General features: G+C 44.2%; 23 protein-coding genes. 16 read left to right on the forward strand and 7 right to left on the reverse strand.

The annotated features are described in order from the left end of the window. Nucleotide 1: 1 nt before the first annotated feature. Nucleotides 2-547, reverse strand: a complete 546-nt coding sequence (locus KHS38_RS15965; protein ID WP_213489543.1) for a peroxiredoxin — start codon at nucleotides 545-547, stop codon at nucleotides 2-4. 170 nt (nucleotides 548-717) lie between these two features. On the opposite strand from KHS38_RS15965, the gene KHS38_RS15970 reads away from it, so the two are divergent. From KHS38_RS15970 to KHS38_RS15985, 4 genes are read left to right on the forward strand one after another with little or no spacing between them, the layout of a single operon-like run. Then, nucleotides 718-2,574: a WG repeat-containing protein gene (locus tag KHS38_RS15970; RefSeq protein ID WP_213489544.1), complete on the forward strand. Its 1,857-nt coding sequence runs from the start codon at nucleotides 718-720 to the stop codon at nucleotides 2,572-2,574. A 6-nt stretch (nucleotides 2,575-2,580) separates the two neighbouring features. Next, entirely contained in the window at nucleotides 2,581-3,234 is a 654-nt protein-coding gene (locus tag KHS38_RS15975) for a DUF2306 domain-containing protein (protein ID WP_213489545.1), read from the forward strand. Continuing rightward, nucleotides 3,215-3,721, forward strand: a complete 507-nt coding sequence (locus KHS38_RS15980) for a hypothetical protein (RefSeq protein WP_213489546.1) — start codon at nucleotides 3,215-3,217, stop codon at nucleotides 3,719-3,721. Before KHS38_RS15975 ends, KHS38_RS15980 begins: the two co-directional genes overlap by 20 nt. 56 nt (nucleotides 3,722-3,777) lie before the next feature. Then, the gene (locus KHS38_RS15985) at nucleotides 3,778-4,236 is read left to right on the forward strand and encodes a macro domain-containing protein (RefSeq protein ID WP_213489547.1); all 459 of its coding nucleotides are present in this window, start codon (nucleotides 3,778-3,780) and stop codon (nucleotides 4,234-4,236) included. Nucleotides 4,237-4,362: 126 nt separating this feature from the next. Here KHS38_RS15985 and hpt read toward each other — a convergent pair whose 3' ends face one another. Then, nucleotides 4,363-4,911: a hypoxanthine phosphoribosyltransferase gene (hpt, locus tag KHS38_RS15990; RefSeq protein ID WP_213489548.1), complete on the reverse strand. Its 549-nt coding sequence runs from the start codon at nucleotides 4,909-4,911 to the stop codon at nucleotides 4,363-4,365. A gap of 75 nt (nucleotides 4,912-4,986) precedes the next feature. Between hpt and KHS38_RS15995 the strand changes: the two genes are divergently transcribed. Continuing rightward, on the forward strand, nucleotides 4,987-6,216 hold the full coding sequence (locus tag KHS38_RS15995; RefSeq protein ID WP_213489854.1) for a M16 family metallopeptidase: 1,230 nt from the start codon (nucleotides 4,987-4,989) through the stop codon (nucleotides 6,214-6,216). Nucleotides 6,217-6,261: 45 nt separating this feature from the next. On the opposite strand, the gene KHS38_RS16000 is transcribed toward KHS38_RS15995, so the two are convergent. The 5 genes from KHS38_RS16000 to rsmA all read right to left on the reverse strand — a co-directional run bounded on the left by KHS38_RS16000 (nucleotide 6,262) and on the right by rsmA (nucleotide 10,105). Then, nucleotides 6,262-6,666 carry an HIT family protein gene (locus KHS38_RS16000; protein ID WP_213489549.1) on the reverse strand — a complete coding sequence of 135 codons (405 nt, stop codon included), beginning with the start codon at nucleotides 6,664-6,666 and terminating at the stop codon, nucleotides 6,262-6,264. An 86-nt stretch (nucleotides 6,667-6,752) separates the two neighbouring features. Beyond that, the gene (gene greA, locus KHS38_RS16005; protein ID WP_213489550.1) at nucleotides 6,753-7,226 is read right to left on the reverse strand and encodes a transcription elongation factor GreA; all 474 of its coding nucleotides are present in this window, start codon (nucleotides 7,224-7,226) and stop codon (nucleotides 6,753-6,755) included. Nucleotides 7,227-7,412: 186 nt separating this feature from the next. Then, on the reverse strand, nucleotides 7,413-8,024 hold the full coding sequence (locus tag KHS38_RS16010) for a hypothetical protein (protein WP_213489551.1): 612 nt from the start codon (nucleotides 8,022-8,024) through the stop codon (nucleotides 7,413-7,415). 23 nt (nucleotides 8,025-8,047) lie between these two features. After that, entirely contained in the window at nucleotides 8,048-8,974 is a 927-nt protein-coding gene (locus tag KHS38_RS16015; RefSeq protein WP_213489552.1) for a 2-hydroxyacid dehydrogenase, read from the reverse strand. 348 nt (nucleotides 8,975-9,322) lie between these two features. Beyond that, nucleotides 9,323-10,105 carry a 16S rRNA (adenine(1518)-N(6)/adenine(1519)-N(6))-dimethyltransferase RsmA gene (gene rsmA, locus KHS38_RS16020; RefSeq protein ID WP_213489553.1) on the reverse strand — a complete coding sequence of 261 codons (783 nt, stop codon included), beginning with the start codon at nucleotides 10,103-10,105 and terminating at the stop codon, nucleotides 9,323-9,325. 214 nt (nucleotides 10,106-10,319) lie between these two features. Here rsmA and pdxA point away from each other — a divergent pair, with 214 nt between their 5' ends. The 11 genes from pdxA (at nucleotide 10,320) to KHS38_RS16075 (ending at nucleotide 20,478) form a co-directional block, all read left to right on the forward strand. Next, nucleotides 10,320-11,375, forward strand: coding sequence for a 4-hydroxythreonine-4-phosphate dehydrogenase PdxA (gene pdxA, locus KHS38_RS16025; RefSeq protein WP_213489554.1), 1,056 nt, complete (start codon nucleotides 10,320-10,322; stop codon nucleotides 11,373-11,375). 103 nt (nucleotides 11,376-11,478) lie between these two features. Further along, nucleotides 11,479-12,660: a DUF5009 domain-containing protein gene (locus KHS38_RS16030; protein ID WP_213489555.1), complete on the forward strand. Its 1,182-nt coding sequence runs from the start codon at nucleotides 11,479-11,481 to the stop codon at nucleotides 12,658-12,660. Between the two features lie 85 nt (nucleotides 12,661-12,745). Next, nucleotides 12,746-13,276, forward strand: coding sequence for a YceD family protein (locus KHS38_RS16035; protein ID WP_213489556.1), 531 nt, complete (start codon nucleotides 12,746-12,748; stop codon nucleotides 13,274-13,276). A gap of 6 nt (nucleotides 13,277-13,282) precedes the next feature. Further along, nucleotides 13,283-13,474 (forward strand): 50S ribosomal protein L32, encoded by a 192-nt coding sequence (gene rpmF, locus KHS38_RS16040; RefSeq protein WP_213489557.1) that lies wholly within the window; start codon nucleotides 13,283-13,285, stop codon nucleotides 13,472-13,474. A 15-nt stretch (nucleotides 13,475-13,489) separates the two neighbouring features. After that, nucleotides 13,490-14,428, forward strand: a complete 939-nt coding sequence (gene plsX, locus KHS38_RS16045; RefSeq protein ID WP_213489558.1) for a phosphate acyltransferase PlsX — start codon at nucleotides 13,490-13,492, stop codon at nucleotides 14,426-14,428. A 12-nt stretch (nucleotides 14,429-14,440) separates the two neighbouring features. After that, nucleotides 14,441-15,430, forward strand: coding sequence for a beta-ketoacyl-ACP synthase III (locus tag KHS38_RS16050; protein WP_213489559.1), 990 nt, complete (start codon nucleotides 14,441-14,443; stop codon nucleotides 15,428-15,430). Nucleotides 15,431-15,504: 74 nt separating this feature from the next. After that, on the forward strand, nucleotides 15,505-15,987 hold the full coding sequence (accB, locus tag KHS38_RS16055; RefSeq protein WP_213489560.1) for an acetyl-CoA carboxylase biotin carboxyl carrier protein: 483 nt from the start codon (nucleotides 15,505-15,507) through the stop codon (nucleotides 15,985-15,987). A gap of 101 nt (nucleotides 15,988-16,088) precedes the next feature. Continuing rightward, nucleotides 16,089-17,429 carry an acetyl-CoA carboxylase biotin carboxylase subunit gene (accC, locus tag KHS38_RS16060; RefSeq protein WP_213489561.1) on the forward strand — a complete coding sequence of 447 codons (1,341 nt, stop codon included), beginning with the start codon at nucleotides 16,089-16,091 and terminating at the stop codon, nucleotides 17,427-17,429. A 78-nt stretch (nucleotides 17,430-17,507) separates the two neighbouring features. Next, nucleotides 17,508-18,383, forward strand: coding sequence for a twin-arginine translocase subunit TatC (gene tatC, locus KHS38_RS16065; protein WP_213489562.1), 876 nt, complete (start codon nucleotides 17,508-17,510; stop codon nucleotides 18,381-18,383). 20 nt (nucleotides 18,384-18,403) lie between these two features. Beyond that, nucleotides 18,404-18,841 carry a ribose 5-phosphate isomerase B gene (gene rpiB / locus KHS38_RS16070; RefSeq protein ID WP_213489563.1) on the forward strand — a complete coding sequence of 146 codons (438 nt, stop codon included), beginning with the start codon at nucleotides 18,404-18,406 and terminating at the stop codon, nucleotides 18,839-18,841. An 89-nt stretch (nucleotides 18,842-18,930) separates the two neighbouring features. After that, nucleotides 18,931-20,478: a M28 family peptidase gene (locus tag KHS38_RS16075; RefSeq protein WP_213489564.1), complete on the forward strand. Its 1,548-nt coding sequence runs from the start codon at nucleotides 18,931-18,933 to the stop codon at nucleotides 20,476-20,478. Nucleotides 20,479-20,535 lie beyond the last annotated feature (57 nt).

Below are 20,535 nucleotides of genomic sequence, written 5' to 3' on the forward strand. Positions count from 1 at the left end.
ATTATACAGTTAAAGTTTCCTGACCTTTTTCCCAGTTGCAAGGGCAAAGCTCGTCAGTTTGTAAACCGTCCAGTACACGTAAAACTTCTTTTACGTTACGGCCTACGTTCAGGTCGTTAACACATACCCAACGTACAACACCGGTAGGGTCGATGATGAAAGTAGCACGGTAAGCAATTTTTTCAGTAGGCTCTAAAATACCTAAGTCTTCTGCTAATGATTTTGAAGTATCAGCCAGCATAGGGAATTTCAAATCGCGCAGATCGTCGTGGTTTCTTCTCCAGGCAGCGTGTACAAACTCAGAGTCGGTAGAAGCACCGATTAAACGAGAATCGCGGTCGCGGAACTCACCATAGTTTTTGTTGAACTCAGCAATTTCAGTAGGGCACACGAAAGTGAAATCTTTTGGCCACCAGAACATTACAGTCCATACGTTGTCGTCATTCACTAAAAAGTCAGAAGTGATATCTTCAAACTCTTTGCCTTTCTCAATGCTAACTACCGCTTTTTTATTGAAAGCAGGAAATTTTTCACCAACTGTTATCATAATGTATCTTTTGTTGAATTTTTAACAAATATACGCAGCTTGCCTTAAATGTAATATCGAAAGTATTAATACCGTATAGATATTGTCTATAATATTGCTGGTAGGGTATAAGCGTCTGCAATTCCCCACTGCATTTGTATATTAACAGGATATGCCTAACTTGCATTACTATGAAAACCAAACCTATTCTGATTGCAGTAATTGCCGTAATTGTTTTAGCAGCAGGCGGATACTTCATTAAATCAAAATTTTTCAGCAGCTCCGGCAAAGCTGATGTACAAACCTTTCTGAACAACTTTAACGAACAGGTAAACGGTCATAATATTGATTCTATTGCCTCTTACTTTGATTCTGTATTGTACCAGGCCCCTCAAATTAAACAATTTGTTAAGGTTTTAGCCAATCAATCCAGCGTGGTGCCGGGCGAAAAGCCCCAATTGCAGATTAACCTGGATGTGGAGCAAAGCACTATTAACTATGGCGAACACCAAGAGGCCGTAGCTATTATACCGGTTTTACTAACCGCGCCGGACAAAACAACTGAGCACACCACATTTACTTTTAAGTTACAACCGGCCAAACAGCACGGCTACAGCATTAACAGTGTTGATAATAACAAATTTGTAATGGCCTATTCGGTGTTTGAAAACAAGTTCAAAATAAAATCAATACCCGATAAGGATATCTATGCTGATATTACCCTGAAGGCTTTCAAAACAGCCGAGCAGTTAAAAAGCCGCTATGATACGGTGGTTTGGTTTTCACATATCAACAATCAAACTTATTACTATGCCGTGAAAGGCAAATGGGACGAATATGAAATTAATGCAGATTCGGCCAAAAAGTATAAAATGGGTTTGGTTAATCCGCAATTACAGGAAATCATCCCGGCCGATTTTGATCTGGTGTACGCTATAGGCGGTACATTTAAAGATTTGGTTGAGGTTGAAAGCGATCATAAAAGGGGTTTTTATAACCTGCAGGGTAAAGTAGTTGTTCCGGTAGAGTATGATCAGATTTTGCCGGTTAAGCACCCCGAGCATCTGGCCGCATTAAAAAAAGAGGACAAATATTACTGGCTTGAACAGGATTACCGTGTAGGAGCCGAAGTAGATATGCCTATCAATGAGTTGTTTGCCTTGTTGCCGCCAATTATGCATTTTGACGTGTCTGTACCGGATAGCAAGAATATTATCGAACTTAACTCGCGCGATTATCATGGCAGCGTACTCATCAGCCCCTCCTACCTGGCCGATTTGAAGTTATTTCCGTCGATTAAGTATCTTAAAAACCCGTTGCGCCGCAAGGTGGAATTTGATGATGCCAGCGCACGGTACAAAGTAAATGTTGATAACCCCGTTATGCAGACAGATACCGGCCGTTTCCAGGCATTGCTGTATTCTATCCGTGATTATTTTATAGGTGGCCGGTCTGAGTTTTATGATTCTAAGAACCTGGTGCTGGTTGACCGTAAAGACAACCGCATTTACAGTAAGGATATATTGGCTGATTATGGCGATGAAGGTGGACTGGAGTTAAGCGGCAAATGCCGGGAATTTGCTTTCAAACCGCTTAATGACGAGTTACTTGAGTTGAAGGCAATGGGTGCTACCAACGCTATGCTTTATGACGATAACTACATTGAAGAGATGCCAATGTACCACTACCTGTATATGCAGGGTGGCAAGCTGCAGGAAAAAGAGACTAGTCGACTGTTTGCATTTACTAAGTTCGTAAAGATGGATGATTCTTATATTCAGGGTTGTTACCGGTATAAAGACAAGCAATTATCAGAAGCTAACACCGAAATGCTGCGGTATATGAAAAATGAGATTTATGCCGATTACCATTACAAATTTAAGGACGCCAAATGGAAGCAAATTTTTGAAATAAGTTTGGGTGGTTATGAAGCTAAAAATGTAAGTGTAGAAGATTCGTTAACGGAGATTGACCGTTACAACCTGAACTGGATCAATCAAAAATTAAAACAGCAACCAGCCGCTGCCGGTAAGCTGGCTTCGCGATAAATTTATATGCTGATTAAAGCACTACGCATTATAGCTTTCTTTTGGATTGTGATATTGTGCCTGGGCACCGCCGAGTACCTTACCTTTAAAAGCGATACCGACTTTTTGAGGTTCAAGGCTCAGGCGGTGCAAACCGGTTGGTATCTGCCTGCTTTTTACAGCCATATATTTGGCAGTAGCGTGATCTTACTGGTTGGTTTTTTTCAGTTCATTAAGCGTTTCCAACAAAAAAAGAAACTGCATAGGGCTTTGGGCAAAGCTTATATACTGGGGGTGCTGTTCTTCGCCTCACCGGGCGCTTATATCATGACGTTGTTCATCAACCGAGGCACCGGCGTGTTCCTGTCTTTTTTGGTGCAAAATACGTTGTGGTTGGTATTTACGGCTATGGCCTGGTACTATGCACGTAAAGTGCAAATTGGCCGGCATATAGCCATGATGCATCGCAGCTATGCATTAGCCTTTGCTGCCGTTACGCTACGGTTTTATATCTGGCTGTTTTCAGTTGCGGGTATTGGCATTGGGTTTCAAAACAATTATCTCATCATTGCCTTATTAAGCTGGGTGCCCAACCTGCTGGTGGCAGAGTTTATCAATTATCGCCAAAAGCAACGGGTGCCCGCAACCCAGCAGATGCGATATGAACAAAGCCGAATTTGACGCCCTTAAACAACAGTACAAACCCGATAAAGTAAAGCTCCTTTTTGTGGCCGACGGTGTGCCTATTGGCCACAAGTACTTTTACCTTAAAAACTCTAACCTGTATAAAGCCATCAAGGCTGCCTTTGTACAGGTTTTCGGTGAATTCAAATCTGACGATGAGTTCCTGGAGTTTTTTAAAGAGATGGGCTGCTATATTGACAACATCAGCGATAAGCCGGTGAAAGATTTGCCGCCAGCCCAGCAGCGTACCTTACGGCAAGAAGGCGTTCCGCAATTGGCCAGCCACATAGCCCAGATGAAGCCACAGCTGGTTATCATCTCGCTTAAGGTAATTGAAAAGCAGGTGCGCGAAGCGATTGCGCAATCAGGTGTTGATTCTATAGAACAGGTAGTGGTTACTCCCTTCCCGGTAAAAAGCCTTACTAATGTAAATAACTGTATTAATGGAATTGTAGGCGCTTTGCGGTCGGTAGAGTGGGAGTAAAGGTTTTGACAGTTGGCAAAGTTAGATTGTAGCAAACCTATTATATTTGAAAAAATATGATTACTTACACAAAAGGAGATTTACTTGATGCTCAGGTTGATGCATTGGTAAATGCTGTTAATACAGTTGGTGTGATGGGTAAGGGTATAGCATTGCAGTTTAAAAATCGGTTTCCCGAAAACTTTAAAGCCTATAAAGATGCGGTTAGCAACGGAATATTAGTTACGGGAAAAGTTCAAGTAGTACCTGTCAACTCCTCAACCGGCGTTAAGTACATTGTTAATTTTCCAACTAAGCAGCATTGGCGAAATCCGTCTAAGCTTATTTGGGTAGAAGAAGGATTGACTGATTTAGTGACTCAGATAAAAGTATACGATATTCAATCTATTGCAATACCACCATTAGGTTGTGGTAATGGTGGTTTAGATTGGGGCACTGTAAAGCCTTTAATTGAAAACGCTTTGGCAGGTCTGAATATTAATGTGGTGATTTATGAACCACTACAGAACCTGTGAAACCTTGACGTAATTAAAGTTATGGTGAATAAAATGTCGTTCTGTACTATCGTCTGGTTTTTTTTAAGATTTCTGATTCTGTCGGAATGACATTTAATCCAAGTTGCTTTTTCTAAAATTAAGAGGCTACACCTCATCCGTAGTACTTGTTAGCCGGTAGATATCGCGCAGGTTGCGGCCCAGTTCTTTATAGTCCAGTCCATAGCCTACTACAAATTCATTCTCTATCTCAAAGCCCACATAACGCAGCTCCTCAACCGAAGTTTCGAGCTTGCCGGGTTTAACCAGCATGGCGCACACGCTGATAGAGGCCGGGTTTTTAAGTTTTAGCTTTTCGATCAGGTAGGCCAGGGTGTTGCCGGTATCCACAATATCCTCAATAATCACAATATGGCGGCCGCTAATGTCGGTGCTGAGGTCAATATCCTCCCGTATTTTTCGGCTGCTGGTAGTGCCGCCATAGTAAGAGGCCAGTTTAGTAAAGGTAACTTCGCAGGGGATGGTGATATGCTTAACCAAATCGGCTACAAACAAAAAGCTGCCGTTAAGCACACCAATAAAAATCGGGGTTTTGCCGGCGTAATCAGCATTCAGCTCAACTGCCAGCAGGTTAATACGTTTGGCAATGGTCTCTTCTTCAATAAGCGGCTCAAATTCCAGATCGTCGATTTTCATATACAATATTACATAAAACAGAACTTATTCAGGCAAATATATCGGGGCAAATAACGTTATCTTTGCACGCTAATGATAGATTATCAGCTTTATACACTTTCTAACGGTATTCGCTTATTGTATAAGCATGCGGCCTCTACCATCACCCATACCTGTTTTTTAATTAACGCCGGCGCACGCGATGAATTGCCCCAAAAAGACGGGCTGGCCCACTTTATTGAACACCTGCTGTTTAAACAAACCGAACGCCGCAATACCAATCAGATACTGAACCGGCTCGAACTGGTGGGCGCCGATTTAAACGCATATACCACTAAAGAATATACCTGTATACACGCCTCGTTGCTGAAACAGCACCTGGAGCGCACGCTCGATCTATTTGAGGATATTGTTTTCCACTCCACTTTCCCGGAAGAGGAACTGGACAAAGAGCGCAGCGTGATTCTGGATGAGATTGCGTCCTATCAGGATCAGCCAGAGGAAGCGATACAGGATGATTTTGAAGGTATTATATTTGAAGGACACGCACTGGGCAATAATATTCTGGGTACCGAACAGTCGGTAAACCAACTGAGCCGCGAGGATATCCGGGAGTTTATGGCAGCCAACTACAATACCCACCAAATGGTATTTGCTGTAATTGGCGATTATGATTTTAACAAGCTGATTAAACTGACTGAAAAGTACCTGGGCAACGTACCTGCCAATACAGCAGCTAAAAACCGCCAGCAGCCAAATAGGTTAGCCGGTGAATATACGGTGATTGAAAAACCAATATCGCAGGTTCATTGCGTGCTGGGTGGCCTGGCTTACCCTTCATCGCATAAATACAAAAGCGGCTTGCTGCTGTTAAATAATCTGTTGGGCGGAATGGGCATGAGCAGCCGGTTGAACCTCGAAATTCGGGAAAAGCATGGTATTGCCTATACTATCGAATCGGGCTATACGCCACTTACTGATACGGGGATTTTCTCGGTATACTTTGGTACCGATGCCGAAAAGGCTGATAAAGCCCTGCGCCTGGCGAATAAAGAACTGAAGAAGCTGCGCGATAACAAACTGGGTACGCTGCAATTGCAGCAGGCCAAGCAAAAATTTATCGGTCAGATTGCCCTGGCCGAAGAAAACCGCCTGAGCCTGATCATATCCATGGCCAAAAGCCTGGTTGATTTCAACACCATCGACTCGCTGCAGGATGTGTTTGATAAAATTAACGCCGTAACGGCCGAAGAACTGCTGGAAATAAGCAACGATATTTTTGACCCGGCCCGCATGGCCACGCTCATTTTTGAACCAAAAGAATAAGGCCCGCTTAACGGGCCTTATTCTTTACTGGTATTTGTTATTCAATTATGCTTCCGTACGCAAAGCAGCCTTAATTTTCTCGGCAGTAGCTTCCATTTGCTCAGGGCTAAAGCTTAGTTTCGGGCGGGCAAAGTTCAGGTCGTCCACCGCATTCATGGGTATGAGGTGAATATGCGCGTGTGGCACTTCCAAACCAATTACCGCTACGCCTACCTTTTTGCAAGGGATAGCTTGTTTAATAGCAGTGGCTACTATTTTAGCGAACAACTGCAAGCCGGTGTACAACTCATCTTCCAGATCAAAAATATAATCTACTTCTTTTTTGGGAATGACCAGCACATGGCCCTCGGCCAGCGGACTAATATCCAGGAACGCCAGGTAATCAATGCTTTCAGCTACCTTATAAGCCGAAATTTCGCCTGAAATGATTTTTGAAAATATAGTTGCCATAGGGTAGTTAGTTTTAAGCTATTGCGTTACTAAGTTATCGACTTACAAAGTGTTATTACAAAACGATTAGTAACGCAAAAACAATATTATCTGCTGATTTCCAGGATCTCGAATTCCATTTTACCGGCAGGTACGGTGATCTCTGTTTTTTCGCCAACCTTTTTGCCCAGTAAGCCTTTAGCAATAGGCGAGCTCACAGAAATTTTTCCGGCTTTCAAATCCGCTTCGCTTTCTGATACCAACTGGTAGGTCATGGTAGCGCCGTTCTTTATATTTTTGATCTTTACCTTTGATAAGGCCAGCACTTTTGAAGTGTCAAGCTTTGATTCATCCAGCAGGCGGGCGTTGGCCAGGGTTTCTTCCAGCTTGGCAATTTTAGTTTCGTGGTGGCCCTGTGCTTCTTTAGCCGCATCATATTCGGCATTTTCCGATAAATCGCCTTTATCGCGCGCCTCGGCAATAGCTTTAGCTATGTTGGCACGGCCGGTAGTTTTTAAGTATTGTAATTCTTCTTTAAGTTTTTCTAAACCATCTTTGGTATAGTATGAAACCTCTGCCATATATGCACAATTTAAAATAGATGTTCTTGTTAAATTGCTATCAAAAAAAACCGCCCTCCCCGTTTTGTAAGAAAGGACGCGATAGCTACTAAAAACAAACAAGACTATGTGAGCATGTGCCGCATAGTCTTGTTTATGTATAGAACGAAGATAAGAAGATTAAATTTTATTCTCCAAATTTTTTATTTACCTGCGTTTTCTTTCACGCATTTTACCCAGTTGCAAGCCTAAAGCACCATAGCAAAAACTGTTTTTTAAATTAAGGTTAGCACCAGCAGTGATAGTAAGGCCTACAAAGCGCGACAAGCCCGTGTTTACAAACTTAGCCTCTATGGGAAGCCCGGCGGTATAAGATTGCCGATCTACATCCGGGCCATAATATCCGGTTAACGGATACGTAATACGTTCCGGTCGCGTAATCCTAACATAAGATAAGCCTGTTGAAACTGTTATGTTTGAATAGGGATGATGAGTAAGCTTTTTACCCACCAGCAAATCATATGCTTTCAGCTCCGAAACTTTGTTGCTTTTTTCATTGAACAGTAACGAAAGATTGTCGTTGTAACTTACTTTAGCGCTTATTTCATAACCGTTTTTAGCCAGGGTTATATAGCCTGAAGCGTAAAAAGTAAGGCTACCTAAACCTAAGTTGCCCCCTGCCATATAATAGATGCTACCGCGTTTATAAAAAGCAGAGTCGGCCTTCTGCGCAGATGCCGAATAAAAGCAGCCGAGCAGAAGTACAATGATAGAGCAGCGGATAATTACCGCCCATAATATGCCGGGCTTGTTGTACATAAGGCAGTTCAGGTTTTTAACTGCTAAGATATGCTTTTTATTTTCTCGGCCATTACCTCGCTTATTTTCCGGTACGATTCGAAAGTCCACCCGGCTACGTGCGGGCTCAGCAATACCTTGCCCGACTGGCGCAGCTCTTCATACCAGCTTTGCTCACCCAAAGCCGGGAATTTTTCGGTTTCCAGCACGTCCAGCCCGGCACCTAAAATTTTACCTTGACTGATAGCATTCAATATGGCCTGTGTTTTTACTATTTTGCCACGGGCGGTGTTCAATAAAAATATCGGTTTTTTAAACTGCTGCAGGTACTCGTCATTTACCAGTCCGTTCGTTTCATCCGTTAATGGGATATGCAGGCTCAGGATATCACTTTGTTCAGTTATTTGCTGCATGGTGGCTTCGTGGGCGTAATTGTCGCTAAAACCGGTCTTGTATTTATCGTAGGCCAGTACATTTATCTCAAAGCCTTTGAGCTTACGGGCAAAGCTTTGGCCCATGTTGCCATAGCCTATAATACCCACTGTACGGCCTTTCAGTTCATAACCCCGGTTGGCTTCGCGCTGCCACAAACCCGCCCGTACCTCCGCATCGCCACGGTTCAGGTTGTTCATGAGCGATAACAGCATGCCAATGGCATGTTCGCCAACCGCATCGCGGTTGCCCTCGGGGGCATTGAGTAAAGTAATACCCTTTTGCAGAGCATAAGCCTCGTCAATATTATCCATACCGGCACCGGCACGGGCAATAAAGCGCAGGTTGGTAGCCGTATCCAGCACTGTTTTATCTACCTGAAACTTGGAGCGTATTACCAGTCCTTCGTAATCGGGCAGTATAGCTAAAACTTCGTCGAGCTTAATAGAGGGGCGATAATCGCAGGTATAACCCAGCGCTTCGGTTTGTTCTATAAAAATGGGGTGCAGGTCGTCAACAATCAGTAATCTGTTTTTCAACGTCTTTGTATTTGATTGGGCAAATGTATTGAATGCAGCTAATCTAAACAGTAAAACTGCGTAAGCTTTCTGTAAATTATATCAGTGTGCGTTATAATGCAGGTATTATTGTACACAGCATCACTATGGCGTTGAGTATCATGCCAATCTTATGAACCAAAGTCGATTTGTGCCTGAAGTAATCAATAAGCCATGCTATAGCGCCAATAGGTAATGTAAAAAACTCAACAAGAAATGATCCAGGTGGCGTATGGCTGTTACCGGAAAATCTTATACCTGCAATAATAGCCAGTGCAAAACATATAAAGTAAAAACTGTGATAAACAATTTCCCTGATGTTCATGACAATTAACGGTTTGCTGTTATCTTATTCGTCAGTTCTACAAAATCAGCTACCGTCAGTCGCTCGGCGCGCAAGTCCAGCATAGCCTCATTAGTCATCGCCTCTTTGTTAATTAAGGCCGATAACGCATTGCGTAGTGTTTTGCGGCGCTGGTTGAAACCGGCCTTTACCACCTGCCAAAACAGCTTTTCATCGCAAGGCAGTTCTTTTACCTCATTACGGGTAAGGCGTATTACGGCCGATAGTACCTTAGGCGGCGGATTAAATACACCGGCTTTTACGGTAAACAAATACTCTACTTTATAATAAGCCTGTAAAAACACGCTCAGTATGCCATACTCTTTACTGCCGGCTTTAGCCGAGCAGCGCTCGGCTACCTCTTTTTGGAACATGCCAACCGACTCTACTACCTGCTGGCGGTTATCCAGTATCTTAAAAAGAATTTGCGACGAGATGTTATACGGAAAGTTGCCGATGATGGCCAGTGGCCCGTTAAACACCTGGCCGAAATCCATTTCCAGAAAATCAGCATTAATAAGGCGTTCGCCCAGTTGCGGATACTTTTTTTGCAGGAACAGGTACGACTCGGTATCGATATCGATCAGGTAAGTTTGAAAATCTGTTTTTTGCAGTAAAAAATCAGATAACACACCCATGCCGGGCCCAACTTCCAGTACCTGTGTATAGGTATGTGCCGCCGGACGCAGGCTGTCCACAATTTTTGAAGCAATATTTTTATCGGTTAAAAAATGCTGCCCCAGGTGCTTTTTCGCTCTTACCAATGACATTATTTATGCAATTATTTGGCAAATTACGTCATATTTGCGCTTGGTTTGTAAACATTACTACCAAAAAATCTTTTTATTTGCATGAATTGATAAAAAGATCGGTGCTTGCTTGCGCTGATTTTAGAAGATTGATTTTACCAATGAAATTCAAATAGTATGGGAGTTGTAAAAGGCCTCAGCCAATTATTGGTAAAATCACAACACTGATGTAAACATGAGCGAAAAGCTAAAAATAGGTATCAGCATTGGCGATGTAAACGGCATCGGTCTTGAGGTAATTATTAAAACCCTGGCCGATAACCGCATATTTGATTACTGTACACCTATAGTGTACGGGCATACCAAAGTAGCCTCTTTTCATCGCCGTACAGTGCATGTACACGATCTGAATTTTAACGTAATTACCAGCGCGGCACAGGCTCACCATAAAAAAGCCAACATTATTAACTGCTGGGAAGAAGACGTAAAAATTGAATTGGGCATAGCCAACGAAACAGGTGGCAAATACGCCTTCCTGTCGCTTGAGCGCGCTACCAACGATTTACTGGCCGGTGAAATTGATGCACTGGTAACCGCACCCATCAATAAAGACAATATCCAAAGCGAAAGCTTTAACTTTCCGGGGCATACCGAGTATTTGCAGCAGCGTGACAATGCAGCTGACGTGCTGATGTTTCTGGTAAGCGATACTTTGCGTGTGGGCGTAGTAACCGGTCATATCCCTATTGCCCGTGTAGCCGAAAGCTTATCTGCCGAAAAGATACTGGCCAAGTTGCGGCTGATGGATGCCAGCCTGCGCAACGATTTCTGGATACGTAAACCTAAAATTGCGGTGTTGGGCCTTAACCCCCATGCCGGCGATAATGGTTTAATTGGCAGTGAAGAAAAGGACATTATTATACCGGCTATTGAAGAAGCCCGTGCTAATGATATACTGGCTTTAGGCCCATACGCTGCCGACGGCTTTTTTGCCAACAATACTTACCAGCAGTTTGATGCCGTACTGGCCATGTACCACGATCAGGGCCTGATACCGTTTAAACAAGTTTCGTTTGAATCGGGCGTAAATTACACGGCTGGGCTTAGCTTTGTGCGTACCTCGCCCGATCATGGTACCGCGTATGATATTGCAGGGAAAAATAAAGCATCCGAAACATCCTTCCGCGAAGCGTTGTTTGAGGCTATACATATCGTGAGGCGCCGCCGGGAAACTGCCGTGCTGAACGAGAACCCGCTGGCGTTTGCCAAACTGAGCCGCGACCGGGATTAATGACCAAAACATTGTTACCTGAAAAATAACAATGTTTCGGCTTTGCAGCCGTTACTTTATTACAGTAGTAGTTGCAGCATTTTAGTACATCTTCCAAATAATAATGAGTAATCCACTTCTCCGGGTACGGTCTATCGATGCGTTCCGCGCGGTTACCATGTTCCTGATGATTTTTGTAAATGATCTGGACGGCGTACCCGGCGTACCGAACTGGCTAAAACATGCCGGTGATACAGCCGATGCCCTGGGCATGGCCGATGTGATTTTTCCGGCCTTTTTGTTTATTGTAGGCTTGTCTATTCCGTTTGCTTTTCATAATCGCAAAAGCCAGGGCGGGCGTGTGCCTTACCGCATTGTAACGCGGTCGCTGGCCCTTATATTAATCGGTTTTTTCCATGCCAATATGGAAACTTACAATGAGGCAACTACAGCTTTGCCCAAACCGGTTTGGGAAAGCCTGGTTACCTTTGCCTTCTTCTTTATTTTTCTGGATTACCGCAACGTGGCATCGCTCAAAAGAAACCTGCTGCAAGGCTTCGGTTTTTTGCTGCTGGTGGCCATGTCGGCACTGTATCGCAGCAGCGATCCGGCGCATTCAACATGGCTGCATTTCAGTTGGTGGGGTATTTTGGGACTTATTGGCTGGTCGTACCTGTTCTGCGCACTTATCTATCATTACAGCAAAGGCGTTTTGTGGATACAGGCAGCCGCCTGGGTTATATTTGTACTCATCAACCTCGATTTTCATTTCGGCTGGCTGGCCTTTTTAAATAGCTGGCAAAGCTATATCTGGCTGGCAGGCAACGGCGCTATGCAGGCCTTTACCATGGCTGGCATTATGGTGTCGGTTATGTATATACGGTTAAAAGAAACCAATGAGTTGAAGCTGCTTTGGCCGGGCATGTTTTTGCTGGCCGTTATTCTGTTCAACCTCGGCTTTATTGTACGGTATGTAAGTGGCGGTATCTCCAAGGCTCATGATACGCCCTCATGGGTGCTTATTTGTACCGGTATCAGCCTGGTTGTGTATGCCCTGTTTATGTTTGTAGTGGATGTGAAGCAGCAATACCGCTGGTTTAAAATTATTGAGCCGGCAGGTACCAATACGTTTACCTGCTACCTGGTGCCTTTTATATTTTACCCGATTTACCAGATGACGGATTTAGGCTACCCCGAATACTTGAGCCAGGGAACAGGTGGCCTGATTAAGTGCGTACTCTTTTCGTTTGCAATGATATGGCTGGCGGGGCTATTAGATAAGATCAACGTTCGCTTAAAAATATAGCTTTCAGGGGCATAAATTTCTTATTTAAAAAAACACTTTACCATTACATAATAAATCCCTACATTTGCGGGCTAATTGTCGCTCATTGAAATCGTTAAGACCATATTCGATACCTTTTACCGGGCTGAAACTGGGCAAGCACCAGTTTGAGTATGTGGTAGACAGTGCCTTCTTCAGCGAGTTTGATTATTCGTTGGTGAAGAAAGCGAACTTACAATGCCAGGTGGAGTTGGATAAGCAGGAAACCATGCTGATCCTGAACTTCCACATCAGCGGTACGGTTGATTTAACCTGTGATCGTTGTGTAGCAGAGTATCCGCAGCAGCTTGACATACATGAACAGCAGATTGCCAAGTTCAGTGAAGAAGAGGTAGACGAAGACGCAGAAATAATAACCCTCAACAAAAATGATAATGAAATCAGTGTTGCAGGGCTCATATATGAATTTGTAACAGTTGCCGTGCCGTTTATTGCAAACTGCGGCAACGAGGGGAATACCCCTTATTGTGATAAAGATATGCTTGATCGTTTAAACAAACTTTCGGGCAGTGATGAACAAGAAAAAAGTGCAGATCCACGCTGGGATGCACTTAAAAATTTAAATGATTTAAAATAGGAAGTTATGCCAAATCCAAAACGTAAGTTCTCCAAATCAAGAACTGCTAAACGCAGAACGCATTATAAAGCTGAAGCGCCTTCATTAACCACTTGCGCTACTACTGGTGCAGTGCATTTGCCACACCGTGCTTATACTGTTGATGGTAACTTATACTACAACGGTAAATTATTAATCGAGAATACTGCTACAGCCTAAGCCTGATTTTCTGCAATGAAGATTGGCTTGGATATTATGGGCGGTGATTACGCTCCTAAAGCAGCGGTTTTAGGAGCAATCGAAGCTTATAAGGCTTTACCCGAAGAGCAAAAGTTGGTACTTATCGGTGATAAGGAAATAGCTGTTAGTATTCTTCAGGAAAACAATTTCAGTCCCGATCATTTCGAGTTTGTACACACAACCGAGGTGATAGGTATGGGCGAGCACCCTACTAAAGCCATTGCGCAAAAGCCTGGCTCAAGTATTGCTGTGGGCTTTAAACTGCTGAAAGAAGGATACATTCAGGCATTTTCATCGGCCGGTAATACAGGCGCTATGCTGGTGGGCGCTATGTTCAGTGTTAAAACCATTCCGGGCGTTATACGCCCTGCCATGACAGCAATTGTACCCAAACTGAAAGGCGGTTTGGGTATTTTGTTGGATGTGGGCGCCAATGCCGATTGCAAGCCCGAAGTGCTGATGCAGTTTGGCGTATTGGGCAGCCTGATGGCGCAATCCATATACCATATGGAAAGCCCGAGGGTTGGCCTGATGAATATTGGCGAAGAAGAGGAAAAGGGCAACATACTGAGCCTGGCTACTTACCCGCTGATGAAAGAAACACCGCTGTTTAATTTTGTAGGAAACGTAGAAGGTCGGGACCTGTTTACCGACACGGCAGACGTTTTTGTTTGCGATGGATTTACCGGTAACGTCATTTTAAAACTGGCAGAATCATTCTACGTTATTACACTCAAAAAAGGGTTCAAAGACGAGTTCTTTGATCGCTTCAATTATGAACAATATGGTGGCAGCCCCATTCTGGGCGTGAATGCCCCGGTGGTGGTAGGGCACGGAATCTCCAATCCCAAAGCCATCAAAAACATGGTGCTTTTATCCCGAGATGTGGTTGAAAGTGACCTGGTCAATAAAATCAAACAGGCTTTCGTATAAATAGATATAAGAATGCATAAAATACATGCTGCAATTACCGCTGTACATGGCTATGTGCCCGATTATGTGCTCACTAACCATGAACTGGAAAAGCTGGTAGATACGAATGACGAATGGATTACTACCCGCACCGGTATCAAAGAACGCCGCATACTGAAAGGCGAAGGCTTGGCTACCTCAGATTTAGCAGTACCCGCTGTTAAAACCTTACTCGAAAAACGCGGCATCGGTGCCGACGAAATAGACCTGATTATTTTCTGTACCACTACGCCTGATATGCCTTTCCCGGCTACAGCCAATATCTTAGCCGATAAAATAGGTGCAAAAAACGCATGGGGGTATGACCTCCAGGCGGCTTGTTCCGGCTTTGTGTATGGTTTGTCTACAGGAGCGTCATTTATTGAAAGCGGCAGGCATAAAAAAGTATTGGTAGTTGGCGGCGATAAAATGTCATCAATTATTGATTACAATGACCGCGCTACCTGCATCATTTTTGGTGACGGCTGCGGCGCTGCCCTGCTTGAACCTAATGAAGAAGGTTACGGTATTATGGATTCGGTATTGAAAAGCGATGGTTCAGGCCGCGAGTTTTTGCACATGAAAGCCGGTGGGTCATTACGCCCCGCTACGCACGAAACTGTATCTGCACGCGAGCACTATGCTTATCAGGAAGGTAAAACTGTATTTAAGTTTGCTGTAACCAATATGGCCGATGTTGCTGCCGAAATTATGCAGCGCAACTGCCTGGTAGCCGATGATATTGCCTGGCTGGTACCGCACCAGGCCAACAAGCGCATTATCGATGCTACGGCCAGCCGTATGGGCATCAGTGATGATAAAGTGGTTGTAAATATCGAGCGTTACGGTAATACTACCAACGGTACCATACCACTGTGCCTGTGGGAGTGGGAAAATAAATTTAAAAAAGGTGACAATATTGTGCTGGCCGCTTTTGGCGGTGGTTTTACCTGGGGATCTATGTATCTCCGGTGGGCCTATTAATTTGCAGCAACAATCTTTGTTCTATTTGTTATAACTTAGTTATTTAAAACATTTATCCAAACCAATTCACCATTATGGATATCAAACAAATTCAGGATCTGATTCGCTTCGTTTCTAAATCAGGTGTAAACGAAGTTGCTATTGAACAGAACGATTTCAAAATTACCATAAAAACCAACCAGGCGCCAACTATAGTTACTGCAACTATTCCGGGTCAGCAAATTGCTGCCGCTCCGGTTGCGCAGGCCGCCCCTATGGTTCCGGTGGAACATACTTCAGCTCCGGCCGAAGCACCAGCCGCTGCCGACGTATCTAAATACGTAACTATCAAATCGCCGATGATCGGTACTTTCTATCGCTCATCATCTCCTGACAAACCATCATTTGCTAACGTTGGCGATGAAATTAAATCAGGAAGCGTACTTTGCATCATCGAGGCTATGAAACTGTTCAACGAAATCGAATCTGAAGTATCAGGCCGTATCGTTAAAGTTCTGGTTGAAAATGCATCGCCGGTTGAATATGATCAACCACTGTTTTTAGTTGAACCTATGTAATTTGATGATTGCACCGGTTTTGTTTCTGTAATTAAGCGGATGGATTTATACCATCAGTTTGCACAGGAGCGTTAATCAGTGAAATCCCAAACACAAACTCTATGTTTAAAAAAATACTTATTGCTAACCGTGGTGAAATAGCCCTGCGGATTATCCGCACCTGTAAAGAGATGGGCATCAAAACGGTAGCCGTATACTCAACTGCCGATCGTGACAGTTTGCACGTGCGTTTTGCTGACGAAGCCGTATGTATCGGTCCGCCGGCAAGCCGCGATTCTTACTTAAACATTCCCAACATTATATCAGCAGCCGAGCTGACCAATGCGGATGCTATCCACCCTGGTTACGGCTTTCTGTCTGAAAACGCTAAGTTTTCGGCTATCTGTGCCGAGTATGGTATTAAGTTCATCGGCGCTACTGCCGATCAGATCAATGCCATGGGCGATAAGGCATCAGCCAAATCAACCATGAAAAAAGCCGGCGTGCCAACCATTCCGGGTTCCGAGGGTTTGCTTACCGATGTGAAAGAAGGTATACAGGTTGCCGGTAAAATAGGTTATCCTATCATACTGAAAGCTACTGCCGGTGGTGGTGGCCGCGGTATGCGTATTGTTTGGAACGATTTGGAGTTTGAACCAGCCTGGGATTCGGCCCGTGCCGAGGCCGGTGCTGCCTTTGGCAACGACGGTATTTACCTTGAAAAATACGTGGAAGATCCACGCCACATTGAAATACAGGTAGTGGGCGATCAATACGGCAGAGTTTGCCACCTGAGCGAACGCGATTGCTCTATCCAGCGTCGTCACCAAAAGCTGGTTGAAGAATCGCCATCACCTTTTATTACCGAGAAACTACGCCGTAAAATGGGCGAGGCTGCCATTAAAGGTGCTAAAGCCGTTAATTACGAAGGTGCCGGTACCATTGAGTTTTTGGTGGATAAACACCAGAACTTCTACTTTATGGAGATGAATACCCGTATCCAGGTAGAGCACCCGGTTACCGAAGAGGTAATCAACGTGGATTTGATCAAAGAGCAAATCAAGGTTGCTGCCGGTACACCAATATCAGGTAAAAACTACGAGCCTACCATGTGCGCTATTGAGTGCCGTATCAACGCCGAGGATCCGCTTAACAACTTCCGCCCGTCGCCGGGTAAAATCACCAACTTCCACTCACCGGGTGGCCATGGTGTAAGGGTTGATACACACGTATACAGCGGTTACGTTATCCCGCCAAATTACGACTCAATGATTGCGAAACTGATTTGCGTGGCGCAAACCCGCGAAGAAGCTTTGAACACCATGGAGCGTGCCTTAAGCGAATTTGTGATCGAAGGTATCAAAACCACTATTCCGTTCCATTTACAACTGTTAAAAGATCCGAACTTTAGAGCAGGTAACTTTACCACCAAGTTTATGGAGACTTTTGAGATTGTGGCTTAAGAAATATTTTACTACAAATAAAATTAAAATCAAATACCATTCGTATATCATACAGAATGGTATTTTTGTTTGCAATACATGAGCGATAATAAGATAGTAAAAGCAATAAAGGAAAAGAGTAAAGACCTGGAGGTCGAGATGTCGTTTTTTGACCATATTGAGGTTTTGCGGTGGCATCTGATACGGTCGTGCATAGCGATATTGGTATTCACTATTCTGGCTTTTGTTTATTATGATTTTGTTTTCGATCAGATCATCATGGGGCCCATGAAGCCCGACTTCTGGACCTATCGTATGCTGTGCAAGTTGGGTGATGCGTTACATCGTCCGGGCTTTTGTATCACATCCATTCCGGGCAAAATTATCAATACCGAAATGGCCGGCCAGTTTACCCTCGAAATAAATTCGGCCCTCATTATTGGTATTACCTTAGGTTTCCCTTACCTGTTATGGGAAGTTTGGCGCTTTATTAAGCCTGCGTTGCATGAAAATGAACGTAAAGCAGCATCGGGCTTTGTGTTCTATGCCTCATTCCTTTTTATATTAGGTATACTGTTCGGATACTTCGTGATTGCGCCCGAGTCGATCAGCTTTTTAGCTGGTTACAAAGTGAGCGATATTATTGAAAATACATTTACTGTTGATTCTTACCTGTCGTCCGTAGCTACACTTACCTTAGCAACCGGCGTGGTATTTCAGCTTCCTATTCTGGTTTATATCTTATCAAATATCGGCATCCTTACACCGAAGGTAATGCGGTCGGGCAGGCGTTATGCTGTTGTAGCCATATTGGTTATTTCTGCCGTGATTACACCAACGCCCGATATGATGACCATGATGATTGTGAGCTTACCGCTGTTTATATTGTACGAGGTAGGTATTAAAGTTGCAGCCGTGGTTGAAAAACGGAAGCTAAAAAAACACAATGAGCTGATGACCACCAGCAATAAATAATTGCATATCCTTTCTTCATCATGATTAATAAAGAACTCAAAATTGCTATTGGTTCAGACCATGCCGGCTTTAGCTATAAACAAGCTTTGCTGGAATGGTTGCCTAATGCCCTGGTAAAAGATTTTGGTACCTACTCAACCGATTCGACCGACTATCCCGACTTTGCCCATCCCGTAGCCGCTGCTGTAGAAAGTGGCGAGTTTGATTTTGGTATTTTGGTATGCGGAAGTGCCAACGGTGTAGCTATTACAGCTAATAAGCACCAAGGTATACGTGCTGCTATTTGCTGGCAGCAGCAACTGGCCAGCCTGGCCCGCCAGCACAACAACGCCAATGTGGTTTGTATTCCTGAGCGGTTCATTTCGTTGGATGAAGCCAAAAGTATTGTAGAAACCTTTCTGACTACCGAGTTTGAAGGTGGCCGCCATGCCAACCGGGTAAACAAAATGTCTTGCTGAATTTGATTTTGGCACATAATTGTTACGCCTGCATTAACAAATTAATTTGTATGTTGGCTACTGATTGAGATTATTGCTACGCAACCAAAATGAAGAAAACTTTTTTATGCAGTGCGGCACTGATAGCTGCGCTGGGGGCATGTGCCCAAAAAAATGCTACTGCCGTTAAATACGCGCAGTACATTAGTGTTGAAGACGCTAAAAAACACCTGAGCATTATTGCATCTGATGCTTTTGAAGGTCGCGAAACCGGTAAACCCGGTGCCGATAAAGCCGCCAATTACCTGGCAGCTGAATTCAAAAAAATGGGTCTGCAAGCCCCGGTTAACGGTTCGTACTTTTTAGACGTGCCTTTAACGGTAAGCTCTTTCAGCATCAAATCATTTGCCGTGAATGGCAATGCGCTGAGCTATGGTAAAGACTACCTGTCATTAGGTGGTGCAGGTACACAAACCGTTAATGCAAGTGAAGTAGTGTTTGTTGGTTATGGCAGCGAAGCTGAAGTAAACAACCTGGATGTAACCGGTAAAGTAGTGGTGCTGATTGGCGATGCCAAGCCCGGTGCCGAAGCTAACCCGCCTCAGCGCGGTGGCGGCTTTATCTCAGCAGCACAAAACCTGCGTCGTAAAAATGCAGGTTTGGTTATTGCTGTAATGAGCAGTAAACTGCAAGGCTCGCCAAGCAACAGCAGCGAGCGCATGACTTTAAAACAAGAGAACCCGCGCCCGATAGTTCCACGCCCGCTGATTGTAACCATCAATCCGGCTACTGCAAATCAATTACTGAAAAACAGCGGCAAAACCTACGAGCAACTGCAAACTGCTGCCGCTTCAACACAAGCGCCTCAAACTTTAAAAGCAGAGGTGTCTGTTAGTTACGAGTCGGCCAATAAAGATGCTAAAGCGGTAGATGTATTGGGCTTTTTACCAGGTTCCGATCCTAAACTGAAAGATGAAGTGCTGGTATTTTCGGCACATTACGATCATATTGGCATGCTACCGGAAGGTACTCCCGGCGACCGCATCAATAACGGTGCTGACGATGACGGATCGGGCACTACAGGCGTGCTTGAAATTGCCCGCGCCTTTACCAAAGCCAAAAAAGATGGCAAAGGCCCGCGCCGCAGCGTCCTGTTTTTGGGTAACGTAGGTGAGGAGAAAGGTTTATTGGGTTCGGAGTACTACTCTGAGCATCCGGTGTTCCCGTTAGCCAATACCATTACCGATTTAAATATTGACATGATTGGCCGCCGCGACCCATCGCATGATGGCAAGCCCGATTACTGTTACCTGATTGGTTCGGATAAATTGAGCACCACGCTGCACAAGATCAGCGAAAACGCCAATAATACCTACACCAAAATGGACATCGATTACAAGTACAATGATCCGAAAGATCCGGAACGTATTTACTACCGTTCAGATCATTACAACTTCGCCAAGCACAACGTGCCGATCGTATTTTACTTTAACGGTGTACATGCCGATTACCACGGTTTAGGCGATGAAGTAAGCAAAATCGATTTCCCGTTACTGGTTAAGCGTGCGCAACTGGTGTTTTACACCGGCTGGGATTTGGCCAACCGCGACGAGCGCCCGGCAGTGGATGTAAAAAACGACATGCCGTCAGAACGATAAAAGCAGGTACAATGCACCAACCATGCATTGATCAAATAAATGAAAGTTTAAAGCGTT

This window comes from Mucilaginibacter sp. Bleaf8 (genome assembly GCF_018390515.1).
Taxonomy (GTDB): Bacteria; Bacteroidota; Bacteroidia; order Sphingobacteriales; family Sphingobacteriaceae; genus Mucilaginibacter.